This is a genomic window from Duganella sp. Root336D2, assembly GCF_001425005.1.
GTDB lineage: Bacteria > Pseudomonadota > Gammaproteobacteria > Burkholderiales > Burkholderiaceae_D > Rugamonas.
In genome coordinates this window covers 292,994-315,820 of sequence record NZ_LMDB01000002.1, presented here as the reverse complement: position 1 = coordinate 315,820, position 22,827 = coordinate 292,994, and the positions used below count along the sequence as shown (strand labels likewise).

The window sequence follows — 22,827 nt, the reverse complement described above, 5'->3', positions numbered from 1 at the left end:
TTTCAAGTGATTCTCTCACTTTTTTTGCACCAGCAGAAGGCAATGCACCACACCGGTGCGCTTATTCCTTCGGATAAGGGCTTTTGCCGCCGCCGGCGATAAAATCGTCGATGCGCGCCTGCAGTACCGGCAGCGGCACCGAACCCAGTTCCAGGATAGTGTCGTGGAAGGCGCGGATATCGAACCTGGCGCCCAGGGCCTGCTCCGCCTTCTTGCGCGCTTCGAAGATCGCCATCTCGCCCAGGTAGTAGGACAGCGCCTGGCCCGGCCACGAAATATAGCGATCGACTTCGGTCATCACTTCATGCGAAGACAGCGCCGTATTCTCCATCAGGTACTTCTGCGCCTGCTCGCGGGTCCAGCCCTTGGCGTGCACGCCGGTGTCCACCACCAGGCGCGAGGCGCGCCAGGCCTGGTAGCTCAGCATGCCGAACACTTCATACGGCGTTTCGTAGATGCCCATCTCCGTTCCCAGGCGCTCGGAGTACAGCGCCCAACCCTCGCCATATGCGGAGATATAGGCGTTGCGGAATGGCGGACGGCCCTTCTGCTCCAGCGCGATCGGCATCTGGAAAGCGTGGCCTGGCGCCGATTCGTGCAAAGTCAGCGCCGGCAGCGAATACAGCGGGCGGGCCGGCAGGTTGTAGGTGTTGACCCAGTACCCGCCAGGACCGCCGCGGCCCGAGGTATAGAACGGCGCAACCTCCGGCGCCACCGGGATGATGGCGAAGCGGCTGCGCGGCAGGCGGCCAAAGTAATCGGCAACCTTGCCATCGAACTTCTTGGCGACCCATGCGGCGCGCATCAGCAATTCTTCCGGCGTCTTGGCGTAGAACCGCGGGTCGGTGCGCAGGAATTGCAGGAAGGCCGGCAGGTCGCCCTTGAAGCCAACCTGCTTCATCACTTCCTGCATTTCGGCACGGATCTTCGCCATTTCGTCCAGGCCGATCTGGTGGATCTGCTCGGCGCTCAGGTTGGTGGTCGTGAATTCAACAATCTTCGACTGGTAATACGCCTTGCCGTCCGGGTAGCTCTCTGCGTCCAGAGCTTCCTTGGCTTTCGGGACGTATTCCTCGCGCATGAATTTCAGCAGCACGGCGTGGGCCGGAATCACTTTTTCGCGGATCGCCTTCAAGCCTTCGGCTTTCAGGGCTTCCTGCTCGGCGGCCGGAATCACGTTCGGCATGTCCTTGAACGGCTTGAAGAACACCACGTCTTCCGGCCTGGCTTCGGTGACCGAGGTGATCGACTTGTCGCGCCCTTCCAGCGTGATCTTCGGCGGCGTGAAGCCGCGCGCCAGGCCAGCGCGCATATTGGTGATCTCTTCGCCGAAGTAGCGCGGCACGTCGTTCAGCTGCGCCACGTAGTTGCGGTAGTCCTCGGCGGTGCGGAACGATTTGCGCGCTTCGCCGGCCAGATTGCCCCAGAACGATGAATCGGCGTTCAGCGGCTTTTCGTATTCGCGGAAGCGCTGGTTATCCAGCAACGCAGCGACCTGCGCGCGATACACCTGGTAGTTGATGCGTTCACGGTTCGAAAGCTGTTCCGGCTTGATGCTTTCGAGTTGGCGCAGCGTCTCTTCCCATTTCTTCTGGCGCTCCATTTGCACCGCCAGGCTGACGTTCGGCAGGCGGCTCTCCACGCCGCGCACATCGTCCTCATCGTCTTCCAGCCTTTGCTGCAGGCGCCACTTCCACTCCGCCTTGTGGATGGCGGTGAAACGGGCGTCGGCACTACCGGGTTTGGCTGCTGCAAAGGATGGGGAACTGAAGGCTGCTGCAATGGCGAGTGCTGCGACAATCTGTTTCATGGTGCTCCCGAAGCTCAGGTTGGTAACGGTTCCGGGAGTGTACCTTACGGCCAAAGGCCCGGCGGCGTCAATGGCGCGATTGTGCAGAAACGTATCAAGCCGTGCGTGGATTCAACCGAAGCGGCGCCGCCGCACCAGCATGATCGCCAGCAGCCCGGCCAGCAGCAGGATCACGCCACCCACGCCGAGCACTGCACCGCGATAGGCTTGCCACAGTGACGGCGGCTTGAACAGGAACGTCGCCCCCTCCAGCGGCGACGGATCGATGCTCCAGCGTTCGAGCTGGCGCCAGTCGTACAGGCTTTGCACCGGCCCCACCGGCACCTGGGTCAGGGCGCCGTTGGCAGCCTGCCTTCCCCCCATGATGGACAGCACGTTCTCCGCCAGCTCGCGGCCGGATTGCCCCAGGTTGCGCACCGCGCCTCCTACCGCGCCCTCGCCCACGATGCTGTCGAACAGCGAAAACACCGGCACGTTCGCTGCGCGCAGCGTGTCGCGCGCGGCATCGATGGTGGGCAACGAATAACCGTCGCGATCGCGGTTGAACATGCCCGTCACCACCACGGTATCCTGCGTCAGGTTGCCGATATAGCGCATCTGCTCGGCCCAGCTCATGTTCTGCAGGAACTCGATTTGCAAGCGGCGCAGCCAAGGTGCCAGGTCGACTTCCGCCTGGCGCCGGAAGGCACGGTCGGCATCGCTGACGCCGCCCGGTATGACGACGCGCCGCGTGCGCGGCAAAAGCTGCATGGCCTCTTTGACCGTGGCGCCGAGGTCAGGCACGATCGCATACAGGAAGACCGGACGCCGGCTGGCGGCCAGCTGCAGCGTCGACGGTTCGCTGTCGGTCAGCAGGGGCGCTTGCGGCGCGATATCGGCCAGCTCGCGCATGGCGAAGTTCAAGGCCGGCTGCTGCAGCGCCACGAGAATGTCGATGCGGCCGCCGCCATACTGCGCCATCAGCAAGGCACGCCGTGCCGGTGCCACCATTTCCGCGTTGGGCTGCTCCTGGTTCAGGAATTCGACGTGGATATGGTCAAGCGCAATGCCGCTCTCGCGCAGGCGCTGGACGAAAGCATCCGTGACACGCTCAATGCCCGGCCGGCCCGGGCTGTATGAATTGAGTAGCAGGACATGCGGGCCTGCCCCGTGCGCGGCCAGCGCCCGCACGGCAAGTAGCAAGCCTGCCAACAGTTGTTTGAAGGATTTGCCGCCCATGTTGCAACGATCATACCCAATCCAGCAACTACTGCAACTTTTTGTCGGCGATGTCGATGCTAAGGAAAACTTCGCCGTTCAGCGTTTGCAGCAAGTCGGACTGGCGCAGGCGGTCCATCACCGGCCCTTTGACTTCGGCCAGGTGGAAGCCGATCCTGCGCCGCGCCAGGCTCGCGTTCAGTTCGGACAGCGCGAACAGCGCCGACGTATCGATCGAGCTGACCGCCGTCATCACCAGCACCAGGTCGCGCGCCGCCGGATGGCTGCGCAATTCGTCCTCGATGCGCTCCTGCACCGCTTCCACGTTCCCGAAGAACAGGTTGGCATCGATGCGCAGCGCCAGCAGTTCGGGCCGGGTTTCGGCCGGATAGCGTTCGATATTGCGGAAATGCTCGCTGCCGGCAATGCGGCCCAGCACCGCAATATGCGGACGGCTGGCGCGCCAGATCAGGGTGCCCATCGACAAGGCCACGCCCACCAGAACGCCCGCTTCCACGCCCAGTAGAACCACGCCGGCGGCACTGGCAAACCACGCCAATGCATCGCCGCGGTCATAGCGCCAGGCGGTGCGCAAAGTGCCCAGTTCCAGCATGCCCAGCACTGCGACGATAATGGTCGCTGCCAGCACCGGCATCGGCAGCAGTGCCAGCCAGCCGGTGGGCGCCACCAGCGCCACCGCCAGCAAGGCGGCTGTGATAATGCTGGCCAAAGGCGTTTGCGCACCTGCCGCAAAATTCACGGCGGAGCGCGACATGCTGCCGGTGACCGGGAAAGCGCCCGACACCATGCTCGCAACATTGGCTGCGCCCAAACCGATCAGTTCACGGTTGCTGACCAGCTTCTCGTTGCGTTTCAGGGCCAGCGACTGCGCCGCCGACATGCTCATGATGAAAATCACGAAGCCAACCAGCAGGCCCGGCTGCACCAGCTGCTGCCAATGCCCTTGCGACAGGGCCAGGTTCAGTTGCGGCAGGCCGCTCGGCACGTTGCCGGTCGTTTTCACGCCCATTGCATCCAGCCCCAGCACCTGCACCAGGAGCAGGCCAAGCACCACGACCAGCATCGGCGCCAGGCGGGTTGCCATGTCGGCCCCGGCCGGTTTCATGCCGAGGGAACGCATCAGGGGTGCCAGGTGGCTGCGCGACAGCACCAGCAGCAGCACGGAGCCGATGCCCAATGCGGCGCTCGGGCCGTGCCAGTGCGGCAAGTCGGCCCCCAGCAATGGCTTGAGCTGGCCCCATGCAATCAGCAGCGCCGAACCGACTGTAAAGCCGCTCATGACGGGACGCGAGAAGAAATTGGCGAGGAAGCCTAAGCGCAACAGGCCGCACAGCAGCAGTACCGCCCCCGCCACCAGCGCCAGTTGCGCCGCCAGCACCGAATACAGGCCGTTGCCGGCGCTTGCCAGCGGGCCAATCATGGCAGCGGTCATCAGCGACACGATGGCCATCGGGCCCACCGATTGCGTCATGCTGGTGCCGAACACCGCGTAAACAATAGGCGGCAGGATGCTGGCGTAAATGCCGGTCACCGGCGGCAGGCCGGCCACGAGCGCGTATGCCATGCCTTGCGGGATCATCATCATCGCCACCACGATGCCCGCACTGATATCGCCCGGCAGCATCGCGCGCCGGTAGTTCCGAAGCCAGGCCAGCATCAGCGATCCTGTTCCAGGGAGGACAGCACCGCTGCCAGGATTTCGTCAGACTGCTTTTTATCGGCCACCGAACGCGCCAGTACCAGGCCGCCAACCATGGCGGCATAAGTGGCAATGGCATCGCGCCTCGCCTGCCCCGGCTCGCCGGGCAAGGCCTGCGCCAGCGCATCGAGCTGCGCCTTGAAGCTGTCGTCCATCGCTTGCCGCACTTCCGGCCCGACCCGCGAAACATCCGGGCCGAGCGAGGCCAGCGCGCAACCCTTGCCGGGGTTGTCGCGATGCTTGGCGGTCAGGTACATATGGGCCAGTGCGGAGCGCGGGTTGGCCGGTTCCCCGGCCAGCAGCTCGCGCCAGCGCTTGGCGGAGTTCTCCATCGCCTTGCCGAACGCTTCGGCCAGCAAGTCTTCCTTGGAGGCGAAATGGCCGTAAAAGCCGCCGTGCGTCAGGCCGGCGCTTTTCATCAGGTCGGCCACCCCGATGCCGTCGTAGCCCTTTTCCCGGAATAGCCGGGATGCCGTTTCAACAATGCGTTCGCGGTTCTGGGCCGCTTGTTCCCTGCTGACACGCATGATCTTCTCCTTGATTATTTTTATTATGGATGTAATATATCACACGCGGATGACGCTCATCATCTAATTAATCGTGCTTTGCGGCGGCTCGCGAGGGTGGGCCGCCGTCTTTTTAGCGGGCCATGGCCAGTTCGACACAGTTGCGCCCTGCCCGCTTGGCGCGGTGCAGCGCGGCTTCCAGGCGCGTGACCAGTTCGCTGGCGCCTTCATCAGGGGCGAGCTGGGCCACGCTGAAGCTGGCCGTGACGCTATCCCCGCCTGGCAGTTCAGTGGCGGCAATCGTCTCGCGCAGCTCTTCGGCCAGTTTGAAGGCGTCGATCGCGACGGTATGCGTAGCGATGACCATGAATTGTTCGCCGCGCATGCGCGCCATCGTGTCCGAATTGCGCAGCCGGGTCTGGATCATGGCGGCCAGGACGGACAGGGCGCGGTCGCCTGTCGTATAGCCGTACAGCTCATTGATGGTGCGGAAGCTGTCGAGGTCGAAGGCGATCACCGCCAGCGGCAAACCATAACGGCGTGCGCGCCGGATTTCGCTATCCAGCACTTGCTCGCCCTGGCGCCGGTTGGACACGCCCGTCAGCCCGTCAAATGGCGTGATCTGCGTGATTTCCAGCCCCAGTGCATTGTTCTGGTGGCGCAGGTCGCTCATCACCATGCCAAAACTGATCAGCTGTGCCGCCGAGCCGAAGCAACTGAAATGTTCCCGGCTCATGACCAGCGGCCGGTCAAACAGCATGCTGATGGCACCCAGCAGCGGCCCACCGGGTTCACCGCGCAGCGGGAAAGCAAGCATCATGTGCACGCCCTGCTCTTCCAGCATTGCCGCCAGCTCCGCATCACCGGCCTTCGATGGCGCATCAAGCAGCACCAGTTCACCTCGCCGCACAGCTGCCTCCAGCAATTCCTCGCGCCCGCCCAGCACTTCCCTGATGTCGAGGTCTATGCGCCCATCTTGCGCCACCAGGCGCAGGGCGCCGTCATCGACAGCCTGCAACAGGGCGGCGTGGCAAATGCCGGGATAGCTGCACAGTGCATTGCAGATGCGGGCCCCCATTCGTTCGATTTCTTCCGAACCGTAGAGAGCACGCTGCAAGCTGCGTTGGATCGACAGCAGGTCGTTCAGGTCCGCTTCCAGGTCCAGCAAATGCTGCTGGGCGGAGGCTTTGGTATTGGCAGCGGGCGCCAGCAGCGCCGTGACGGCATCGAGCAAGGCTTCCGGCGCGACGGGCATGATGCGGTAAGTCAGCGGCCCCTGCGCCATGAGCTCAGCCATGGTTGAGGAGCGCGTAAATGGGCACAGGACAAGGACCGGCGCACCGGCGCGGCTGCGCACCAGAGCGGCCAGTTCATTGCCAGCAGCCATCTCCGGACCATTGAGGTCGATAACGAGCAAGGAAATCTTATTGTGCGCCATCGCATAGCGTGCGCTGGCAATGCTGTCCGCAGTCAGCAAACGATCGAATGATTCCCCGCAAGCCGCTAAAAATTCCTGGCGTCGCGCGGGATCGGGATTGAGGAAAAGGCCGGTACGGTGACGGCGGCCCGCAGCATTAGCCATGTAGTTTAGTTTGCCACAAGTTCACCCCAGACAACATCCCAATTATGTGTGGGAGCGCACGGTTAGCAACGTTGCTGGGGCGAATACTGGACTTCCGAGCACAGGAGGAAGCCATGTCGAACTCGCAGCAAAAGACAGGCGCGGGCAGCGAACAGCGCACCGTCCAGCAGGAACAGGACCAGCGTGACGCGGCCAAGCCAAAAGCTGAGGAAAAAAAGCAGGCCGCCCAGACCGGGACACACGATTTCCCGGCGCCGCCCTTGCCTGGACAACACCTGGACAAGCCCGGCCTTGAGCACCAGATGCAACTGAAACCCCAGTTCATGGCGCCCGATTATTGCGGCAGCGGCAAGCTGGCCGGCATGGCGGCGATTATCACCGGCGGCGACTCCGGCATCGGCCGCGCAGTAGCTGTGCTGTATGCCCGTGAAGGCGCCGACGTGGCGCTGGTCTACCTTGCCGAAGAACAGGAAGACGCGGTCGAGACCAAACAGCACATCGAGGCCGAAGGCCAGCGCTGCCTGCTGATTCCCGGCGATGTGCGCGACCCTGCATTCTGCCGCCAGGCGATCAATGAGGTACTGCATGCTTTCGGCAAGATCGACATCCTGGTCAACAACGCGGCCTTCCAGGAACACGCCGGTTCGCTGGAGGACCTGTCGGAGGAACGCTTCGACCTGACCATGAAGACCAATATTTACGGCTACTTCCACATGGCCAAGGCGGCCCTGCCCCATATGAAGCGCGGCAGCTCGATCCTCAACACCGGCTCCGTGGTGGGTTTGCGCGGCTCGAAAATACTGCTGGATTACTCGACCACCAAGGGTGCAATCCATGCATTTACGATGTCGCTGGCATCCAACCTGCTGGAGAAGGGCATTCGTGTCAACGCAGTCGCGCCGGGCCCGGTGTGGACACCCCTGAACCCGGCCGACCAGTCCCCCGACAAGATCAGGCAATTCGGCTCGCAGGCCGATATGCACCGTCCAGCGCAGCCGGAAGAGATTTCGCCGGCTTTCGTCTTCCTGGCCGCGCCCTCGTGTGCCAGCTATATCACCGGTATCGTCTTGCCGATTACCGGAAGCATCGGAGAGTAATCATGGCACGAGCACTCTGGAAAGGCGCGATCAGCTTTGGCCTGGTGCACATCCCGGTGGAACTGCACAAGGCAGTGGAATCGCACGACCTGGACCTGACCATGCTGGACAAGCGGGACTTCTCGCCGATCGGCTTCAAGCGCTATAACAAAGGCAGTGGCAAAGAAGTCACCTGGGACAATATCGTCAAGGGCTATGCCTATTCCGATGGCGAATACGTGGTGCTGAGCGATGAGGATTTGCGTCTGGCGAACCCCAAAGCAACTCAGACCATCGACATCATGGCCTTCGTCGACGCGGATTCGGTACCGCTCACTTTCTACGAAACGCCCTACTACCTCGCGCCGGGCCGAGGCGGCGACAAGGTCTACGCCCTGCTGCGCGAAACGCTGCACAAGGCGGGCCGGATCGCGATTGCCACGGTGGTGATCCGCACCAGGCAGCACTTATGCGCACTGGTTTCCGTCGGCGACGGCATCATCATGAATACGCTGCGCTATGCGACCGAGATCCGCAATCCCGAAGACCTGAAATTGCCAGGCCATTCCGGCCTCACCGACAAGGAATTGAAGATGGCCCTGTCGCTGGTGGAAGAAATGAGCGAAAAGTGGAATCCCAAGGAATACCACGACACTTATCGCGAGGACGTGCTCAAGCTGGTCGAGAAGAAAGTGAAAGCCGGACAGACGCACACGATTACTGCGCCGTCCGACGAATCGCCAGTGCCGAAGGCCAGCAACGTGGTGGACCTGGTGGCGCTGCTCAAACAGAGCCTGGGTTCCAAGGGCAAGGCAGCCGCTGCCGACGAGCCGGAAGAAGACGAGGAAGAAGCCGCCCCGCGTAAGCCGCGTGCACGCAGTAGCGCCGGCGCCAGCGCGAGCAAGACCCGCACAAGTTCAACACGCGCGACCGCATCCTCCGGCAAAAATTCCACCAAGCCCGCTGCCAAACGTGCCGGTGCGGCCAAGTCCACCGCCAAATCTACCACTACGCGCCGCAAAGCCGCCTGAACCAGGTTCATTGTGGATGGTGCCTAACGCCACCGCCCAATGAATATCGGGTCTGACCCTGGTTTACCGGTTTTCCAAAGATAGATGCCGCCGGTGGATTACGCCTTAACTTCGAGTAAGGAAGAAAAAACCGGTAAATCTGGGTCTGACCCAAGGGTCAGACCCGATCTCGATCCGTCCCATGACATAACAGTTCCCCTGCTACCTAGCCTGCCGCGGCGATGGCCTTCATGGCCGGTGTCAGGCCGACCGCCGCCTTCGCATAATCCGTCCATGGCGTATTGCCGACATCGAGCCGGGTATGCGCCGTCGCCACCGTCCAATGATCGCCACCGCGCAGGCTGGCCAGCTCGTCCCAGCCGACCGGCACCGAAATTCCAAGGCCGGGCCGCGCACGGGCCGACCATGCGGCAACCGTGGTAGCGCCGCGCCCATTGCGCAGGTAATCGATGAAAATCTTGCCGACCCGGTTCTTCGGCCCACTCTTGACGGCGAACCTGTCCGGCAGCGTGGCCGCCATGTGTTCGACAACTTGCTTGCTGAACGCTTTCACCGTATCCCAGTCGTAGTAAGGCTTGATCGGCACCACTACGTGCAGCCCCTTGCCGCCGCTGGTCTTGAGGAAGCACGGCAGGCCCAGTTCCTCAAGGAAGGCATGCACCAGTTGCGCCGCCTCCTGGATCTGCGCCCACTCGACGCCACTGCCCGGGTCGAGGTCGAACAGGATGCGGTTCGGCTTTTCGTAAGTGCGGCCAAAAGCATTCTGCGTGTGGAATTCAATCACGTTGAACTGCGCGGCCGACAGCAAGGCTTGCGTCGTTCCCACTTCCAGCATCGGCGGGTGATCAGGATCCAGCTCGCGCGGGAACTCCTTCAGGCCGCGCAGCTTGCTCACATCGGCGTGCTTCTGGAAAAACAATTCGGAACCGACGCCGTCCGGTGCACGCAACAGCGCAATTGGACGGCCTTTGGTGTGCTCCAGCATCAGGTCCGCAACCAGGGCATAGTAGCGCACCACGTCAATCTTTTTGATACCGCTGGCCGGGTCGACCAGCCGGTCCGGATTGGTCACCTTGAGTGATGCGGGCAGTTTGCTTTGCACGGTTTCCTCCTCCACATGGGCAGCTACCTCCCGGCTGATTTCACCGGCTTTCTTATCCTTGCGAAGGCCCTGGAAAACAGCATGCCGCACCGAGCCGCCGCGCGTCCACTCGCCGAAGCTGACTTCCGCCACCAATTGCGGCTTGACCCAGTGCGCCTTGCGGGCAATGGCTTTGCTGGCGGCAAAGGGGCGCTCACCGGACTTCAAGCGCTTCAGCTTTTCCGCCAGTTCCCGCAAGGTCTTGTCGTTGAAACCTGTGCCCACGTTGCCCGCGTAATGCAGCTCCCCATCCTTGCCGTAGACGCCAAGCAGCAGCGAACCGATGCCGGTGCGGCTGCCTTGCGGGTCGGTGTACCCACCGATCACGAACTCCTGGCGCTGGGCGCATTTGAGTTTGATCCAGTCGCGCGAACGGCGCTCCGTGTAGACGGAGTCGCGGCGCTTGCCAATCACGCCTTCGAGGCCCATTTTGCAGGCTGCAGCCAGCATTTCGTCTGGAGAAGCCTGCAGCACGGCACTCAAGCGAATGGTGTCGCCTTTGACCTTGGCCATTGCGGCCTCCAGCCTGGAGCGGCGCTCCTCGAGCGCAAGGCCACGCAAGTCTTCGCCGCCCAGGTAAGGCGCGTCAAACAGGAAATAGACGATGTCTTTCGTGCGCTCGCCGTCGAAGGCCTGCTGCAACAGGCCGAAGTCCGGGCGTCCTTCTTCGTTGTGGACGACAATCTCGCCGTCATACCAGCCGTCGGGAAGCTTGACCCTGGCCAGCGCGGCACGCAGCGGTTCCAGCTTGTGCGTCCAGTCGTTGCGGTTGCGGGTATGCAGCGTGATATCGCCATCTTCGATCCGGGCCAGCAGGCGGTAACCGTCGTATTTCACTTCGAACAGCCAGTCTTCCGGCGTTGATGGTGGGCCGTCCACCAGCGTGGCCAGTTCGGGCTCCAATTCGGCGGGTAGGCGCTTGATGCGCGGCGCCGCCGGGGGCTCAGGCACCGGGGGCGCAGTAGCCACGCCGAGCGACTTGACGCTGTCCGGCATTTCGTCCACCACGCTGAATTCAGCGGCGGGGCGAACGTACTCGTCCTTCTCCTTGATCAGCAGCCAAGGCTCCTTGTTCTCGCCCTTTCCACGCATGCGCACCAGCGCCCAGCGCCCATGCATCTTGTGGCCATGCAACTGGAACACCAGCTTGCCAGCGCGGTAGCCCTTGTGCGGATCCTCGACTGGCTCCCAGGTGCCGCGATCCCAGATGATTACCTTCCCCGCGCCATATTGCTTCTCGGGGATCGTACCTTCGAATTCGTTATAGGAGATCGGATGGTCCTCGACATGCACCGCCATCCGTTTGTCGTGCGTATCGTAGCTCGGCCCTTTCGGTACAGCCCAGCTTTTCATGGTGCCGTCGAGCTCCAGGCGGAAATCGTAATGCAGGCGCGACGCCCAATGTTTCTGGATCACGAAGGCCAGCCGCCCCCGTCCTGGCTGGCCTCCCTCTGCGGGCTCCGGCGTGACGCGGAAGTCCCGCTTCGCCTTATAAGTCTTGAGTGCATCCTTCATAGAGCCACTGTACGGGCGGTGGCGGTGCGGGACGGTTATTTACCGCACTTTGTAAGCAGTTTTGGCAGATGTAACCATCTGTAATACCCGTCAACTATATCGATATGGCCGCCGTTTTCAGCTCAGTGACACGGCAATAGTGCACGACACACTGAACGATTTACCCCATTCTCTCCGAGGAGCTTGACCATGAAGAAGACCATCGCCACCCTGATCGCCGGCCTGTTCGCAACCGCTGCCTTCGCCCAAGCCCCGGCTGCCGGCGGCCACGCAGCTAAACCAGCTGCTGCCCCGATGCCTGCAGCCACCGCAGCCGCACCGGCCACCCCAGCGACTCCTGCCGTTCCTGCTACGCCAGCAGTGCCAGCCGAAAAGGGTAGCAAGGCGACTCCAGCGACCCCGGCCACCCCAGCGGTAGCCGCAACTCCAGCCTCCTCGGCCAGCGCCGCCGCCCCAGCCGCTTCGCATGAACACTCCAGCGCCACCAAGGAAGTGAAAAAGACCAAGCACTCCAAGAAAACCGCTGCATCCAAAGAAGTAGCCGCTGCCAAGGAAGCCGCACCGGCCAAGTAATCCAGAGCGCCGCTTCCCCAGCCGCCAGCGCGCCTCCCGAATCCGCCTCCAAACCGGAATCGCGCGCTGGCCTGGCGGGGACCGAACGCGGCATCTTTCTCCCGGCCTGGCAGGGTTCTCCGCTGACCAGGCGGGCTTTTTTGCGTTTACGGTTGCGAGCACCGTATCATTGGCATTTTCCCGCAATCGATACGGACAATCTTTTGAAACCTCGCACGAACCTGGTGATCGCAGTCATTGCGGCAGCAATCCTTGCAGCCGTCGCGTTGAAGAGCTTCACGCACCACCCTCCCCAACTCACATCGAAGCCGACCGCAGCGGACTGTACGCCAGAAGCGATCAAGCAAGTCACGGATGCTTTGGCGCGATCAGTTCTCTCAGCAAATTGCGCAAAGCTGAACGACTCAAGCAAAGCTTCTGCGGCAATGAACGGCGTTCACTAGATGGCTTTCAGATAATCGATCGTGTTTTTGATGCGGATCGAAAATTCGGTGCCAGGTCTGTCATTTGGACAGAAGGACCGCACCTTTGAGTTTAGTCAAAGCGACGAGATAAATTTCATTTATCGCTTTTCAAATTGCGCCTGCGCAATTACGCCTGTTTATGGTCGAATTACACTCGATCCATGAACCGGCCTCTGCGAATTGAACTCGACCACTCGCTGTATCACATCACCTCTCGGGGTGATCGCCGGGGCGCGATCTATCTATCAGATAGCGATCGCTTGACGTGGCTATCGATCGTCGGCGAGACGTGCGAGCGATTCAACTTTGAAGTTCGGGCTTACTGCCAGATGACCAATCACTTCCATATACTGTTGGAAGCGATCGACGGTGAACTCGGCCGAGGCATGTGTCACCTCAACGGAAAGTACTCACGCTACTTCAACCGCGCACATGGCTTAGTCGGACATGTCTTTCAGGGAAGGTACAAGGCCATCCTCTGTCAAAGCGAGCTGTACCTGCACGAACTCTGCCGCTATATCGAGCTCAATCCAGTCAGGGCGGAAATGGTCGCACATCCACTTAAGTGGCCATGGTCAAGTTACAGCGCAATAATGGGAATTGTTGATTGCCCCAAATGGTTACAGCCCGATGTGGCACTTGCTCATTTTGGTGACCACAAGGTAGACGCGAGACTCGCTTATGAAGAGTTTGTGATGGCAGGATTGGGCGGTGCAAGCCCGCTTGCGGCGGTATCCAACCACCTCATACTGGGCGACGATGATTTCCAGGCCAGCGTCGTCGGTCTACCAATCAATGGAAATCCCTTCGAAATTAAACGGGCCCAGCGTCGAGCTGTCGCCCGACCACTTCACGACTATTTCTTGGAATACTGCAACGCAAAAGAGGCAATGGCTCGCGCCTACTTTTCTCTCGGATACTCAATGCCTGAAATCGCTCGGCACGCAGGAGTTTCTGTCAAGACCGTCAGCAGGGCGATTAACGACTTCAGAGAATTTCTAAAGAGGCCTTGAGAAATATCAATCGTGCGTGCCAGCTGTCCAAATGACAGACCTGGCACCGACTTTTACCAATCAGCGCTTTTCGCTGGCCAGGCGGGTCTCGAGTCGCTTGCGGCCGGCTTCGACGATGGTCTTGCAGCCGTTGCTGTCGATATAGGCTGCGCTGCCCTCTTTCGCTGCGCGCTGCTGGCGGCCCCACAGGTCGTTCACTTCAGGATGCGCGGCAATGGCGATGTCGCAGGTCAGGCCGTCAACAGTGGCAAAGCTGCTGCGCAATTGGGCGACCACTTCGGGATGGTCGGTGAAACGGTAGCTATCGGCCGAGACGGCAGTCACGCTGTCGACGAACACCACGTTCATGCATTTCCCTGCTTCGCAGGACTGCCAGCTCCAGGTGGTGCCACCTGCGGTGTGGCCTGGCGTGCTGTGGGCAGTGACTGCAATCGGGCCAAGCTTGATCGCTTCGCCGTCCTTCACGCCGCGCACTTTTGCGGAGCCGGGGTAGTTCGACAGGCTGCCGAACTGCGGGTCGATTTTCGGCGATACGCCGGTGCGCATGGTTTCAACGTTGTCGCTGCCTGCCAGCACGGTGGCGCCGGTCAGCTTTTGCAGCGCCGAGACGCCGCCGGCGTGGTCTTCATGCGAGTGGGAGCTGAGGATGTATTTCACGTCTGCCAGCTTGTAGCCCAGCGTGCGGATGTTCGCCGCCACAACTTCGGAACCTTTGGCGGTCGTGCCGTCGACCAGGATATGTCCTTGCGGCGACGTCACCAGAATTGCGCTGATGCCGGCAGTGCCGACGTAATGCGTATTGCCGTAGATGGTGAACGGCTTCTGCGGCGCGCTCCAGTCGCGTTCTTGTGCGTTGGCGACGGTCGCGAAAGCGGCCAGGATAAGGGATGCGATGACCTTCATTTTTCTCCTTTGGTGGTGAGGTACAGGCCGGCGTGCATTTGCGACCCTCGGTCGCCACGCCGGTAACTGCGGTAAATGGGTTTGCCGGCGGCGTCGCGTGCACAGCACGTGCAGCCGCCGACATGTTCAATTTCTTCAACGCCGGCAGCGCGCAATTGGTGTTCGGCTACGGCGCGCAGGTCGAGGTGGCGGCGCGTCGGCAGCACGGCTTCGCGCGGCAGCTGGTTGAAGCGCTGTGCGAAATCTTCTGCCATTTCTTCGCTCACTTCATAGCAGGTGGCGCAGATGGTTGGTCCGACTGCAGCGGCGATGGGCGCGCCCTCGCCCATCGCGGCCAGCGCTGCGGGGATGATGCCGTCATATAGCCCGCGCCAGCCTGCATGGATCGCGGCCACGTGCGAGCCGTCGCGGCGCGCCAGCAGCAGCGGCACGCAATCGGCGGTGATGATACTGACCGGGAGGCCCGGCGTCTTGGTGTGGAAGCCGTCGGCGTCGCCCGCTTCCTGCTTTGGCATCGAAATCGCGGCGATGCGGGTGCCATGGACCTGCCGCTTTGCTGGCCTCAACTCCCACACTGGGGCAAGTTCGGCTGGAACCAGCGACGACGCGCTGCCAAAGCCATGCTGGATGCCCGGGATGCTGCTTAACAGACTGCTTGTGACCATATTAGCCTTTGTGTGACATTTGTCGCAATCATAGGCTGGTCTGGGCGGATTTGCAAGCGCTGCTCTACGGTGTCAGCTTTCGCGGGCGAGTTTTTCGCAATTATGACTGCCGCCGGCGAACGACAAAGTGCCAACAAAGCCCGCAGTGTAGTCATAGCGTGCGGAGTAGCCCTGTTTGCAGAATACGGCGGTCCGTTCGTAATGGGATCGTACCTGCTGCCAGCCCTGCGCGAGCAGAATGGCGTCCGTTTGCTGCGTGGGGATGTCCGAGCCGCCGAGATAGGTGCTGGCCATCCACCTTTGCTTTCCGGCGATCGAGACCTTGGGGCAGATGCCATCGGTATAAAGCCCGGTGCAGAAGTCTTTCAGCGACTGGCTGACGAATGCCTTGGCTTCAGGGCCGAGCGCTGGCGTATTCAATGCAGGTTCCGGGTAGAAGGCCAGATAGGACCAGACGACGACAAAAACGGTGAGCAGGGAGAGCGTGACCTTGTGCAGTAAGGGCATTTGAACGGAAAGGCAAGCCAAAACGCGCGATTATACGTGGTCGGCGACCGACGAAAAAAAACGGCGCCCGCGGATGCGGGGCGCCGTTAAGGGCTGATCAAGACTTGAGTCAGTTCCAGTCGCCGCCCAGGGAACGGATCAGGGCGACTGTGGTCACCGCGCGGTCGCCGCGCAGTTGCACTGCGTTGCGTTCAACGGCTGCCAGGTTGCGCTGGGAGTCCAGCAGGTCCAGGTAGCTGGAACGGCCGGCGTCATACAGCTTCTGCGCCAGGTCGGCGGAGCGGCGCGCCGACACCAGGGCCTCGTCGATCTGTGCGGTCTGGCCGCCCAGGATGCGCAGGCCTGCCAGGTTGTCTTCCACCTCGGCGAAGGCGCCCAGCACGGTCTGGCGATAGCCGGCAACCGATTCTTCCAGGACTGCTTCGCTGCGCTTGACGTTGTTGCTGTTACGGCCGCCATCGATCAAGGGCATCGACAGCAAGGCGCCCAGCACCCACGAGCGGCTGCTCCACTTGAACACATCGCTGAAGTGGCCGGCAGCGCCGCCACCATTCGCGGTGATGTTCAGTGCCGGGAACATGGCCGAACGCGCCTCACCGATACGGGCGTTGGACGCTTCCATCGCTTTCTGTGCAGCCGCGATGTCGGGACGGCGCTCCAGCAGCGACGATGGCAGGCCGGTCGGGATCGCAGGCAGCAGCGTCGAATCCAGCAGCGGGCTGTTGCCCGCCGTGTAGGCCGCTGCCGGCTTGCCCAGGAGGACAGCCAGTGCGTGCTCGGTCGTGGCGCGGCGGCGCTGCAGGCCGATCGCTTCCGAACGGGTCGTTGCCAGTTCGGTCTTGGCGCGGGAGAGGTCGAATTCACCGATGTCGCCCAGGTCGAAGCGGCGCTGGTTGACCTTCACACTCTCTTCGCGCAAACGGACCGTCTGCTCCACAGTCGCCAATTCGGCGTCCGTGGCGCGCAGCCGGAAATAGGTCTGGGCAACGTCGGCTTGCAGCGACAGCAGGACGGAGCGGTAGTTCGCCTCCACCTGCGCAGCGTCGCCACGGGCCGCGGCCACATTGCTCGATACACGGCCGAACAGGTCCACTTCATAGCTCGCCGTCAGGTTCGCGTTGTAGGTGGTCTGCGGCGCAATGTCGGTGCCGGCCGGTACGCCCATCGACAGTGCCGAATTGCGGGCACGCTGGGCGCCAACGCCCACGCCGATTTGCGGAATGCGGTCCGCTTCGGCGATGCCGGCGATGGCGCGCGCCTGCTTGACGCGGGCGGCCGCCACGGCCAGGTTGGCGTTGTTGCGGGTCGCTTCGGCGATCAGCTCATTCAGGGCCGGGTCGCTGAAGGCCAGCCACCATTCGCCGCGCGGCTGGCGCTCGGCGTTCTGGGCTGGCTTCCAGCTGGTGCCGTCTTCGGCCGTCATCACCTGCGACTCCTTGAAGGCGGTCGGGGTGTCGACTTGCGGTTGCTTGAATTCAGGCGCTGCGCATGCGGTCAGCAGCAGCGCTGCCAGCAGCGGGGCGACGCCCTTTGCAATCATATTTTTCATTAGTGGGTCCCTTCCAGTTGCGGGGCAGCGTCGGCTGCCGGGGATTTCTTCTCAAGGCGCTTGGCCAGGGTGCGCAGCAGGACGTAGAACACTGGCGTCAGGAACAGGCCGAAGAAGGTCACGCCCAGCATGCCGGCGAACACCGCCACACCCATTGCATGACGCATTTCAGCACCTGCACCAACTGAGAACACCAGCGGCACCACACCCATGATGAAGGCGATCGACGTCATCAGGATCGGGCGCAGACGCAGGCGGCAAGCTTCCAGCGCCGCTTCCAGGATGGTGCGGCCGTGGTCTTCCAGTTCCCGTGCAAACTCCACGATCAGGATCGCGTTCTTCGACGCCAGGCCTACAAGCACGAACAAGGCAATCTGCGTGAACACGTTGTTGTCGCCGCCGGTCAGCTTGACGCCGATCAGGGCGCACAGGATCGACATCGGCACGATCAGGATCACCGCCAGCGGCAGGGTCCAGCTTTCGTATTGGGCAGCCAGCACCAGGAACACCAGCAGCACGCACAGCGGGAACACGTAGATCATGGTGTTACCTGCCAGGATTTCCTGGTAGGTCAGCTCGGTCCATTCGTATCCCATGCCCTTCGGCAGGTTGGCCTTGACGATTTCTTCCAGTGCAGCCTGGGCCTGGCCGGAGGAGAAGCCCGGAGCCGGACCGCCGTTGATCTCGGCCGATACGTAGGCGTTGTAGCGCTCCACGCGGTCAGGACCATAGCTGTCTTTCACGCGCATCAGCGAGGACAGCGGAATCATCTCGCCTTTGCTGTTGCGGACCTTCAGTTGCGAGATCTGCTCGGCTTGCGAACGGAACGGAGCGTCAGCCTGGACGCGCACCTGGTAGGTACGGCCGAACTGGTTGAAGTCGTTCACGTACAGCGAACCAAGGTTGATCTGCAAGGTCTGGTAGATGGTCTGCAGCGGCACGCCCAGTTGCTTGGCCTTGGCACGGTCGATGTCCGCGAACAGCTGCGGCACATTGATCTGGAAGCTGGAGAACACACCGGCCAGGCGCTTGTCCTGCCACGCCTTCATCTGGATCGCCTGGATGGTCTTGTACAGGTCATCATAGCCGGCGTTGTTGCGGTCTTCGATCATCATCTTGAAGCCGCCGGTGGTGCCCAGGCCATTGACTGGCGGCGGCGGGAACACCATCACGAACGCGTCCTGCACGGCGCCCATGCGCTTGTTGATTTCCGCGGCAATCGCTTCGCCCGATTGGGACTTGTCGGTACGCTCGTGGAATGGCTTCAGCGTGGTGAACACGATACCGGCGTTCGGCGCATTGGTGAAACCGTTGATCGACAGGCCCGGGAAGGCCACCGATGCATCCACGCCAGGGATTTCCTTGGCGATGTCGGACATCTTGCGGATCACCTGTTCGGTGCGTTCCAGCGATGCTGCGTCAGGCAGCTGGGCGAAGCCCACCAGGTATTGCTTGTCCTGGCCAGGCACGAAGCCGCTTGGAACAACCTTGAACATGATGCCCGCGGCGGCAGCCAGCACCAGGTACACCACGACGGAGGCGGATTTGCGTTTCAGCACGCCCTGCACGCCGGTTTCATAACGGTGCGAAGCGCGGTTGAAGAAGCGGTTGAACCAGGCGAAGAAGCGGCCGAAGATCTTGTCCATCACGCGGGTCAGCGCATCTTTCGGTGCGTCATGCGGGCGCAGCAGCGATGCCGACAGGGCCGGGGCCAGGGTCAGCGAGCACAGTGCCGAAATCACGGTCGAAATGGCGATGGTCAGCGCGAACTGGCGGTAGAACTGGCCGGTCAGGCCGGACACGAAGGCGATCGGCACGAACACGGCGCACAGCACCAGGGCGATGGCAATAATCGGGCCGGACACTTCCTTCATGGCCTGGATGGTCGCATCGCGGGCCGACAAGCCGTTGGCGATATTACGCTCGACGTTCTCCACCACCACGATCGCATCGTCGACCACGATACCGATGGCCAGCACAAGGCCGAACAGCGACAGCGTATTGATCGAGAAGCCGAAGCCGATCATCACCGCGAAGGTACCGACGATCGATACAGGCACCGCCAGCAGCGGGATGATCGATGCGCGCCAGGTTTGCAGGAAGATGATCACCACGATCACCACCAGGGCCACTGCTTCCAGCAGGGTGTGGATCACGGACTTGATCGACTCGCGCACGAACTGGGTCGGGTCGTACACGATGTCGTAGGCGACGCCTTCAGGGAAGTCCTTTTTCAGCTCTTCCATCTTGGCGCGCACATTGGCGGACAGTTCCAGCGCATTGCTGTTCGGGGCTTCGAAGATACCCAGGCCCACTGCCGACTTGTTGTTCAGCAGGGAGCGCAGCGAGTAGCTGTTGGAACCCATTTCAATGCGGGCGACATCCTTCAGGCGGGTCAGCGCGCCGTCTTCATTGGTCTTGACGATGATATCGCCAAATTCCTCGACCGAGCTCAAACGGCCCTGGGTGTTGACGGTCAGCTGGAAGTCGGCCGACTTGGAAGGCGCAGCGCCCACCACACCGGCAGCGACCTGCACGTTCTGTTCGCGGATCGCTTCGACCACGTCGGACGCGGTCATATTGCGGCCGGCAACCTTCTGCGGATCGAGCCAGACGCGCATGGCGTAGTCGCCGGCGCCGAAGATCTGCACGTCGCCCATGCCTGGAATACGTGCCAGCTGGTCTTTCACGTTCAGCACGCCGTAGTTGCGCAGGTACAGGTCGTCGTAGCGGCCGTTCGGCGACAGCAGGTGGACCACCATCGTCAGGTTCGGCGAAGATTTCACCGTGGTCACGCCGATCTGACGCACCTCTTCCGGCAGGCGTGGCAAGGCGCGCTGCACGCGGTTCTGCACCGCGGTTTCAGCCTTGTCGACGTCGGTGCCGATCTTGAAGGTCACGGTCAGCATCAGCGCGCCATCGGAGGTGTTTTGCGAGGACATGTACAGCATGTTCTCGACACCGTTGATCTGCTCTTCGAGCGGCGCGGCGACGGTTTCCGCAATCACTTTCGGATTCGCGCCCGGGTAGACGGCACGCACCACAACGGATGGCGGCACCACTTCCGGGTATTCGGAGACGGGCAGCTTGAAGATCGAGATCAAGCCCGCTACGAAGACAATGATCGATAAAACCGCCGCGAAGATCGGTTTATCGACAAAGAAGCGAGAAAAATTCATGGATTATTCCTTGGTTTTTTTGGCATCGGCGGCTGCCACTTTCTGGGCTGCCATCGGGTCAAAGGTCATGTCGACCATTTCCGGCGTGATCGGCGCGCCGGGGCGCACACGCTGCAGGCCGTTGACGACGATCTTCTCGCCTGCTTTCAGGCCGTTGCGTACCACGCGCAGGCCATCGACGTTCGGGCCCAGCACGACAGGACGGTATTCCGCCTTGTTGCCGGCGCCGACCACGTACACGAACTTGCGGTCCTGGTCGGTGCTGACGGCGCGATCGTTGATCAGCACCGCTTGCTGGGTGGCGGTGCCGCCGTCCAGCTGGACGCGGGCGAACAGGCCGGGCACCAGGGCGCGTTCCTTGTTGTCGAAGGTGGCACGCATGCGCACGGAACCGGTGCGGGTGTCGAGCTGGTTGTCGACGAATTCCAGCTTGCCCTCATGCGGGAAGCCGGTTTCGTTGGCCAGGCCGACTTTCACCGTCACCGGCTGGCCTTTGTAGGCTTGGCCGCCGACGCGCAGGAAGGTGTCTTCGTCGCCGTCGAAGCTGGCGTAGATCTTGTCCAGCGAAACCACGCTGGTCAGCACGGCGCTCTGGTCGACCAGGTTGCCGAGGGTGATTTCCGCCTTCGACACGCGGCCGTTGATCGGCGACGTTACCTGGGTGTAGGACAGGTTCAGGCGCGCGGCTTCCGCTGCCGAAGAGGCGGCGCGGGCCGTTGCATCCAGCTCCTTCAGTGCCGATGCACGTTCGTCGAATTCGCGCTGGGCGATGGCTTTGTCGGCCAGCAGTTTTTCGGCGCGGGCCAGTTCCAGCTTGGCCAGGTCGGCTTTGGCGCGCGCAGAATTGGCGGCGGCATCGGCGCGGCTGGCTTCCGCCTGGAATGGACGCGGGTCGATCACGAACAGTACATCACCTTTTTTCACCTCGCTGCCAGGCTTGAAATTCACTGCGGTAATGAAGCCGCTGACGCGCGGACGGATCTCCACGCGGTCGATGGCTTCGATGCGGCCGGAGAATTCCTGGGTTTCGGCGACGGACTTCTGCACCACGACGGCTGCCGAAACTGGCGGCCCGCCCGCTGCAGGTCCCTGGCTTTCGGCCGGCTTGCTATTGGCGCTGCAACCGGACAGGATGGCCGCCGCCAGCCCGCCCATCGCCAATGCGGCAACCAGCGGCCGCACAAGAGTGGACATTTGATTCATCTTTTTCATTATTGACCTCTTGGGGGTGAAAATTAGTTAGGAAATCCAGGCAAAAAGGGGCCCATGTGCCTCGCGGGCACTTTTTTCTAAACTTCTGTTTTATTTAATTCAGCCTTACACTGCGGGCGTTTCCGCCCCGTCGATGGCGCTGATAAAACTGGCCATTTCTTTCAGTGCAAAGCCCCTGCACGCGCATTCATTCCTGGCTCCCGGCTCCTGCAGTGGCGCCGGTGGCATGCGTCTGACTGTTGTCTTTACTCCGCAGGCGATCAATTTCGCCCCGTATTGTTCTGCTTCATCCCTCAGCGGGTCGTCTTCGGCCGACAGGATCAGGGCCGGCGGTAAATTTTTCAGCCGGCTCGATTGCAGCGGCGACGCGTAAGGGTGGGCGCGGTCGGCGGCATTCGGCAGGTAGCCGCGGTAGGCGGCGGCGCAGGTATTGGCCACCTTCATCTGGTCCGGACAATTCGGCAGTTCGCGCATCGAGCAGGTCGACAGTCCCGGATCGAGCATCGGCATGATCAGGATCTGGCCGGCCAATGCCGGGCCGCCGCGGTCGCGCGCCATCAGCGCCGACACGGCTGCCAGGTTGGCGCCCGCTTCAATGCCCGCCGTCAGCAGCTGCTTGCCGCTCCAGGCCAGCCTGGCCTTGTTCTTCTTGGCCCAGGCCAGCACGGCGTGGGCATCTTCAACCGCCGCCGGAAACGGGCTGACGGTCGCCAGGGTGTAATTGGTGGCCAGGATCACGTGGTCAGGGTTGCACGTGACGAGGTGGCGCAGGAATTCGTCCGCCTCCTCCAGGTCGCCGGCTACAAAGCCGCCACCGTGGAAGAAGACAATCAGCGCATCGCGCTTGGCGGACGAATTCCCGGCCAGGTACAGGCGTGCGGCCAGCGGACCCTGGGCCCCGCGCACTTCGAGTTCGCGGATCTTCAGCTCCGCCGGCACCTGCGCCGTCATTCTTTAGCCTCCGAGCTGGCCGAAGCCAGCAGGGTGTGCGCCGGCGCCGCGCCAAAACCGACTTGCGCGCCGTAAGAGTATTCGTCGGTGTACAGGACGCCAGCCAGGGCGATCGCGCCCAGCGCCAGCGATACCATTGCAAAGAATCCATCCCGGTTACTCATGACTGCTCCTTTTCTCTGAAACCGAAGCCACTTTAAACTTTCCCATCACGGGAGGGTCAAGGGCTTTTT

General features: G+C 62.0%; 19 protein-coding genes. 5 read left to right on the top strand and 14 right to left on the bottom strand.

Translation table 11 applies throughout. The features are described from left to right. Positions 1 to 61 precede the first annotated feature (61 nt). The 5 genes from ASD07_RS04905 to ASD07_RS04885 form a co-directional block, all read right to left on the bottom strand. A complete protein-coding gene (locus ASD07_RS04905; protein WP_055926143.1) occupies positions 62 to 1,810 on the bottom strand; it encodes a DUF885 family protein in 1,749 nt (582 codons plus the stop codon). Between the two features lie 111 nt (positions 1,811 to 1,921). Next, a complete protein-coding gene (locus ASD07_RS04900; protein WP_055926140.1) occupies positions 1,922 to 3,028 on the bottom strand; it encodes a hypothetical protein in 1,107 nt (368 codons plus the stop codon). Between the two features lie 28 nt (positions 3,029 to 3,056). Further along, complete coding sequence (locus ASD07_RS04895; protein ID WP_055926137.1) at positions 3,057 to 4,685, bottom strand: SulP family inorganic anion transporter; 1,629 nt, start codon at positions 4,683 to 4,685, stop codon at positions 3,057 to 3,059. Continuing rightward, a complete protein-coding gene (locus ASD07_RS04890; protein WP_055926134.1) occupies positions 4,685 to 5,254 on the bottom strand; it encodes a TetR/AcrR family transcriptional regulator in 570 nt (189 codons plus the stop codon). The genes ASD07_RS04895 and ASD07_RS04890 overlap by 1 nt, the downstream gene beginning before the upstream one ends. A 112-nt stretch (positions 5,255 to 5,366) precedes the next feature. Next, entirely contained in the window at positions 5,367 to 6,815 is a 1,449-nt protein-coding gene (locus ASD07_RS04885; protein WP_082507130.1) for a diguanylate cyclase, read from the bottom strand. 113 nt (positions 6,816 to 6,928) lie between these two features. On the opposite strand from ASD07_RS04885, the gene ASD07_RS04880 reads away from it, so the two are divergent. Together ASD07_RS04880 and ASD07_RS04875 are read left to right on the top strand one after the other, a co-directional pair. Beyond that, on the top strand, positions 6,929 to 7,912 hold the full coding sequence (locus tag ASD07_RS04880) for an SDR family oxidoreductase (protein ID WP_055926132.1): 984 nt from the start codon (positions 6,929 to 6,931) through the stop codon (positions 7,910 to 7,912). A gap of 2 nt (positions 7,913 to 7,914) precedes the next feature. Next, positions 7,915 to 8,922, top strand: a complete 1,008-nt coding sequence (locus ASD07_RS04875; protein ID WP_055926129.1) for a Ku protein — start codon at positions 7,915 to 7,917, stop codon at positions 8,920 to 8,922. A gap of 205 nt (positions 8,923 to 9,127) precedes the next feature. Here the strand turns inward: ASD07_RS04875 and ligD are convergent, their stop codons facing one another. Continuing rightward, a complete protein-coding gene (gene ligD, locus ASD07_RS04870; RefSeq protein ID WP_055926126.1) occupies positions 9,128 to 11,578 on the bottom strand; it encodes a DNA ligase D in 2,451 nt (816 codons plus the stop codon). 189 nt (positions 11,579 to 11,767) lie between these two features. Between ligD and ASD07_RS32135 the strand changes: the two genes are divergently transcribed. The 3 genes from ASD07_RS32135 (at position 11,768) to ASD07_RS04860 (ending at position 13,628) form a co-directional block, all read left to right on the top strand. Continuing rightward, positions 11,768 to 12,151, top strand: a complete 384-nt coding sequence (locus ASD07_RS32135; protein ID WP_055926123.1) for a hypothetical protein — start codon at positions 11,768 to 11,770, stop codon at positions 12,149 to 12,151. Between the two features lie 224 nt (positions 12,152 to 12,375). Further along, positions 12,376 to 12,594: an entry exclusion lipoprotein TrbK gene (gene trbK, locus ASD07_RS32270; protein ID WP_373922070.1), complete on the top strand. Its 219-nt coding sequence runs from the start codon at positions 12,376 to 12,378 to the stop codon at positions 12,592 to 12,594. A 182-nt stretch (positions 12,595 to 12,776) separates the two neighbouring features. Beyond that, on the top strand, positions 12,777 to 13,628 hold the full coding sequence (locus ASD07_RS04860; RefSeq protein ID WP_055926120.1) for a transposase: 852 nt from the start codon (positions 12,777 to 12,779) through the stop codon (positions 13,626 to 13,628). Positions 13,629 to 13,688: 60 nt separating this feature from the next. On the opposite strand, the gene blaSMB is transcribed toward ASD07_RS04860, so the two are convergent. The 8 genes from blaSMB to ASD07_RS30655 all read right to left on the bottom strand — a co-directional run bounded on the left by blaSMB (position 13,689) and on the right by ASD07_RS30655 (position 22,758). Next, on the bottom strand, positions 13,689 to 14,531 hold the full coding sequence (gene blaSMB, locus ASD07_RS04855; RefSeq protein ID WP_055926117.1) for an SMB-1 family subclass B3 metallo-beta-lactamase: 843 nt from the start codon (positions 14,529 to 14,531) through the stop codon (positions 13,689 to 13,691). Next, positions 14,528 to 15,196, bottom strand: coding sequence for a polyphenol oxidase family protein (locus ASD07_RS04850; protein WP_055926114.1), 669 nt, complete (start codon positions 15,194 to 15,196; stop codon positions 14,528 to 14,530). The genes blaSMB and ASD07_RS04850 overlap by 4 nt, the downstream gene beginning before the upstream one ends. A 72-nt stretch (positions 15,197 to 15,268) precedes the next feature. Further along, positions 15,269 to 15,703, bottom strand: a complete 435-nt coding sequence (locus tag ASD07_RS04845) for a hypothetical protein (protein ID WP_055926111.1) — start codon at positions 15,701 to 15,703, stop codon at positions 15,269 to 15,271. A 109-nt stretch (positions 15,704 to 15,812) separates the two neighbouring features. Then, the gene (locus tag ASD07_RS04840; RefSeq protein ID WP_055926108.1) at positions 15,813 to 17,252 is read right to left on the bottom strand and encodes an efflux transporter outer membrane subunit; all 1,440 of its coding nucleotides are present in this window, start codon (positions 17,250 to 17,252) and stop codon (positions 15,813 to 15,815) included. Continuing rightward, positions 17,252 to 20,431 (bottom strand): efflux RND transporter permease subunit, encoded by a 3,180-nt coding sequence (locus ASD07_RS04835; protein ID WP_055926105.1) that lies wholly within the window; start codon positions 20,429 to 20,431, stop codon positions 17,252 to 17,254. Before ASD07_RS04835 ends, ASD07_RS04840 begins: the two co-directional genes overlap by 1 nt. 3 nt (positions 20,432 to 20,434) lie before the next feature. After that, complete coding sequence (locus ASD07_RS04830) at positions 20,435 to 21,643, bottom strand: efflux RND transporter periplasmic adaptor subunit (RefSeq protein WP_055926102.1); 1,209 nt, start codon at positions 21,641 to 21,643, stop codon at positions 20,435 to 20,437. A gap of 105 nt (positions 21,644 to 21,748) precedes the next feature. After that, positions 21,749 to 22,594, bottom strand: a complete 846-nt coding sequence (locus tag ASD07_RS04825) for an alpha/beta hydrolase (protein WP_055926099.1) — start codon at positions 22,592 to 22,594, stop codon at positions 21,749 to 21,751. Next, positions 22,591 to 22,758, bottom strand: a complete 168-nt coding sequence (locus ASD07_RS30655) for a hypothetical protein (RefSeq protein ID WP_156397870.1) — start codon at positions 22,756 to 22,758, stop codon at positions 22,591 to 22,593. Before ASD07_RS30655 ends, ASD07_RS04825 begins: the two co-directional genes overlap by 4 nt. Positions 22,759 to 22,827 lie beyond the last annotated feature (69 nt).

Coding starts and splice junctions, on each gene's coding strand:
- blaSMB (WP_055926117.1), bottom strand. CDS start 14,531: ATGAAGGTCATCGCATCCCTTATCCTGGCCGCTTTCGCGACCGTCGCC.
- ASD07_RS04825 (WP_055926099.1), bottom strand. CDS start 22,594: ATGACGGCGCAGGTGCCGGCGGAGCTGAAGATCCGCGAACTCGAAGTG.
- ASD07_RS04885 (WP_082507130.1), bottom strand. CDS start 6,815: ATGGCTAATGCTGCGGGCCGCCGTCACCGTACCGGCCTTTTCCTCAAT.
- ASD07_RS04835 (WP_055926105.1), bottom strand. CDS start 20,431: ATGAATTTTTCTCGCTTCTTTGTCGATAAACCGATCTTCGCGGCGGTT.
- ASD07_RS04860 (WP_055926120.1), top strand. CDS start 12,777: ATGAACCGGCCTCTGCGAATTGAACTCGACCACTCGCTGTATCACATC.
- ASD07_RS04850 (WP_055926114.1), bottom strand. CDS start 15,196: ATGGTCACAAGCAGTCTGTTAAGCAGCATCCCGGGCATCCAGCATGGC.
- ASD07_RS04895 (WP_055926137.1), bottom strand. CDS start 4,685: ATGCTGGCCTGGCTTCGGAACTACCGGCGCGCGATGCTGCCGGGCGAT.
- ASD07_RS04880 (WP_055926132.1), top strand. CDS start 6,929: ATGTCGAACTCGCAGCAAAAGACAGGCGCGGGCAGCGAACAGCGCACC.
- ASD07_RS04875 (WP_055926129.1), top strand. CDS start 7,915: ATGGCACGAGCACTCTGGAAAGGCGCGATCAGCTTTGGCCTGGTGCAC.
- ASD07_RS04830 (WP_055926102.1), bottom strand. CDS start 21,643: ATGAAAAAGATGAATCAAATGTCCACTCTTGTGCGGCCGCTGGTTGCC.
- ASD07_RS04900 (WP_055926140.1), bottom strand. CDS start 3,028: ATGGGCGGCAAATCCTTCAAACAACTGTTGGCAGGCTTGCTACTTGCC.
- ASD07_RS04840 (WP_055926108.1), bottom strand. CDS start 17,252: ATGAAAAATATGATTGCAAAGGGCGTCGCCCCGCTGCTGGCAGCGCTG.
- ASD07_RS04890 (WP_055926134.1), bottom strand. CDS start 5,254: ATGCGTGTCAGCAGGGAACAAGCGGCCCAGAACCGCGAACGCATTGTT.
- ASD07_RS04845 (WP_055926111.1), bottom strand. CDS start 15,703: ATGCCCTTACTGCACAAGGTCACGCTCTCCCTGCTCACCGTTTTTGTC.
- ASD07_RS04905 (WP_055926143.1), bottom strand. CDS start 1,810: ATGAAACAGATTGTCGCAGCACTCGCCATTGCAGCAGCCTTCAGTTCC.
- ASD07_RS30655 (WP_156397870.1), bottom strand. CDS start 22,758: ATGAGTAACCGGGATGGATTCTTTGCAATGGTATCGCTGGCGCTGGGC.
- ASD07_RS32135 (WP_055926123.1), top strand. CDS start 11,768: ATGAAGAAGACCATCGCCACCCTGATCGCCGGCCTGTTCGCAACCGCT.
- ligD (WP_055926126.1), bottom strand. CDS start 11,578: ATGAAGGATGCACTCAAGACTTATAAGGCGAAGCGGGACTTCCGCGTC.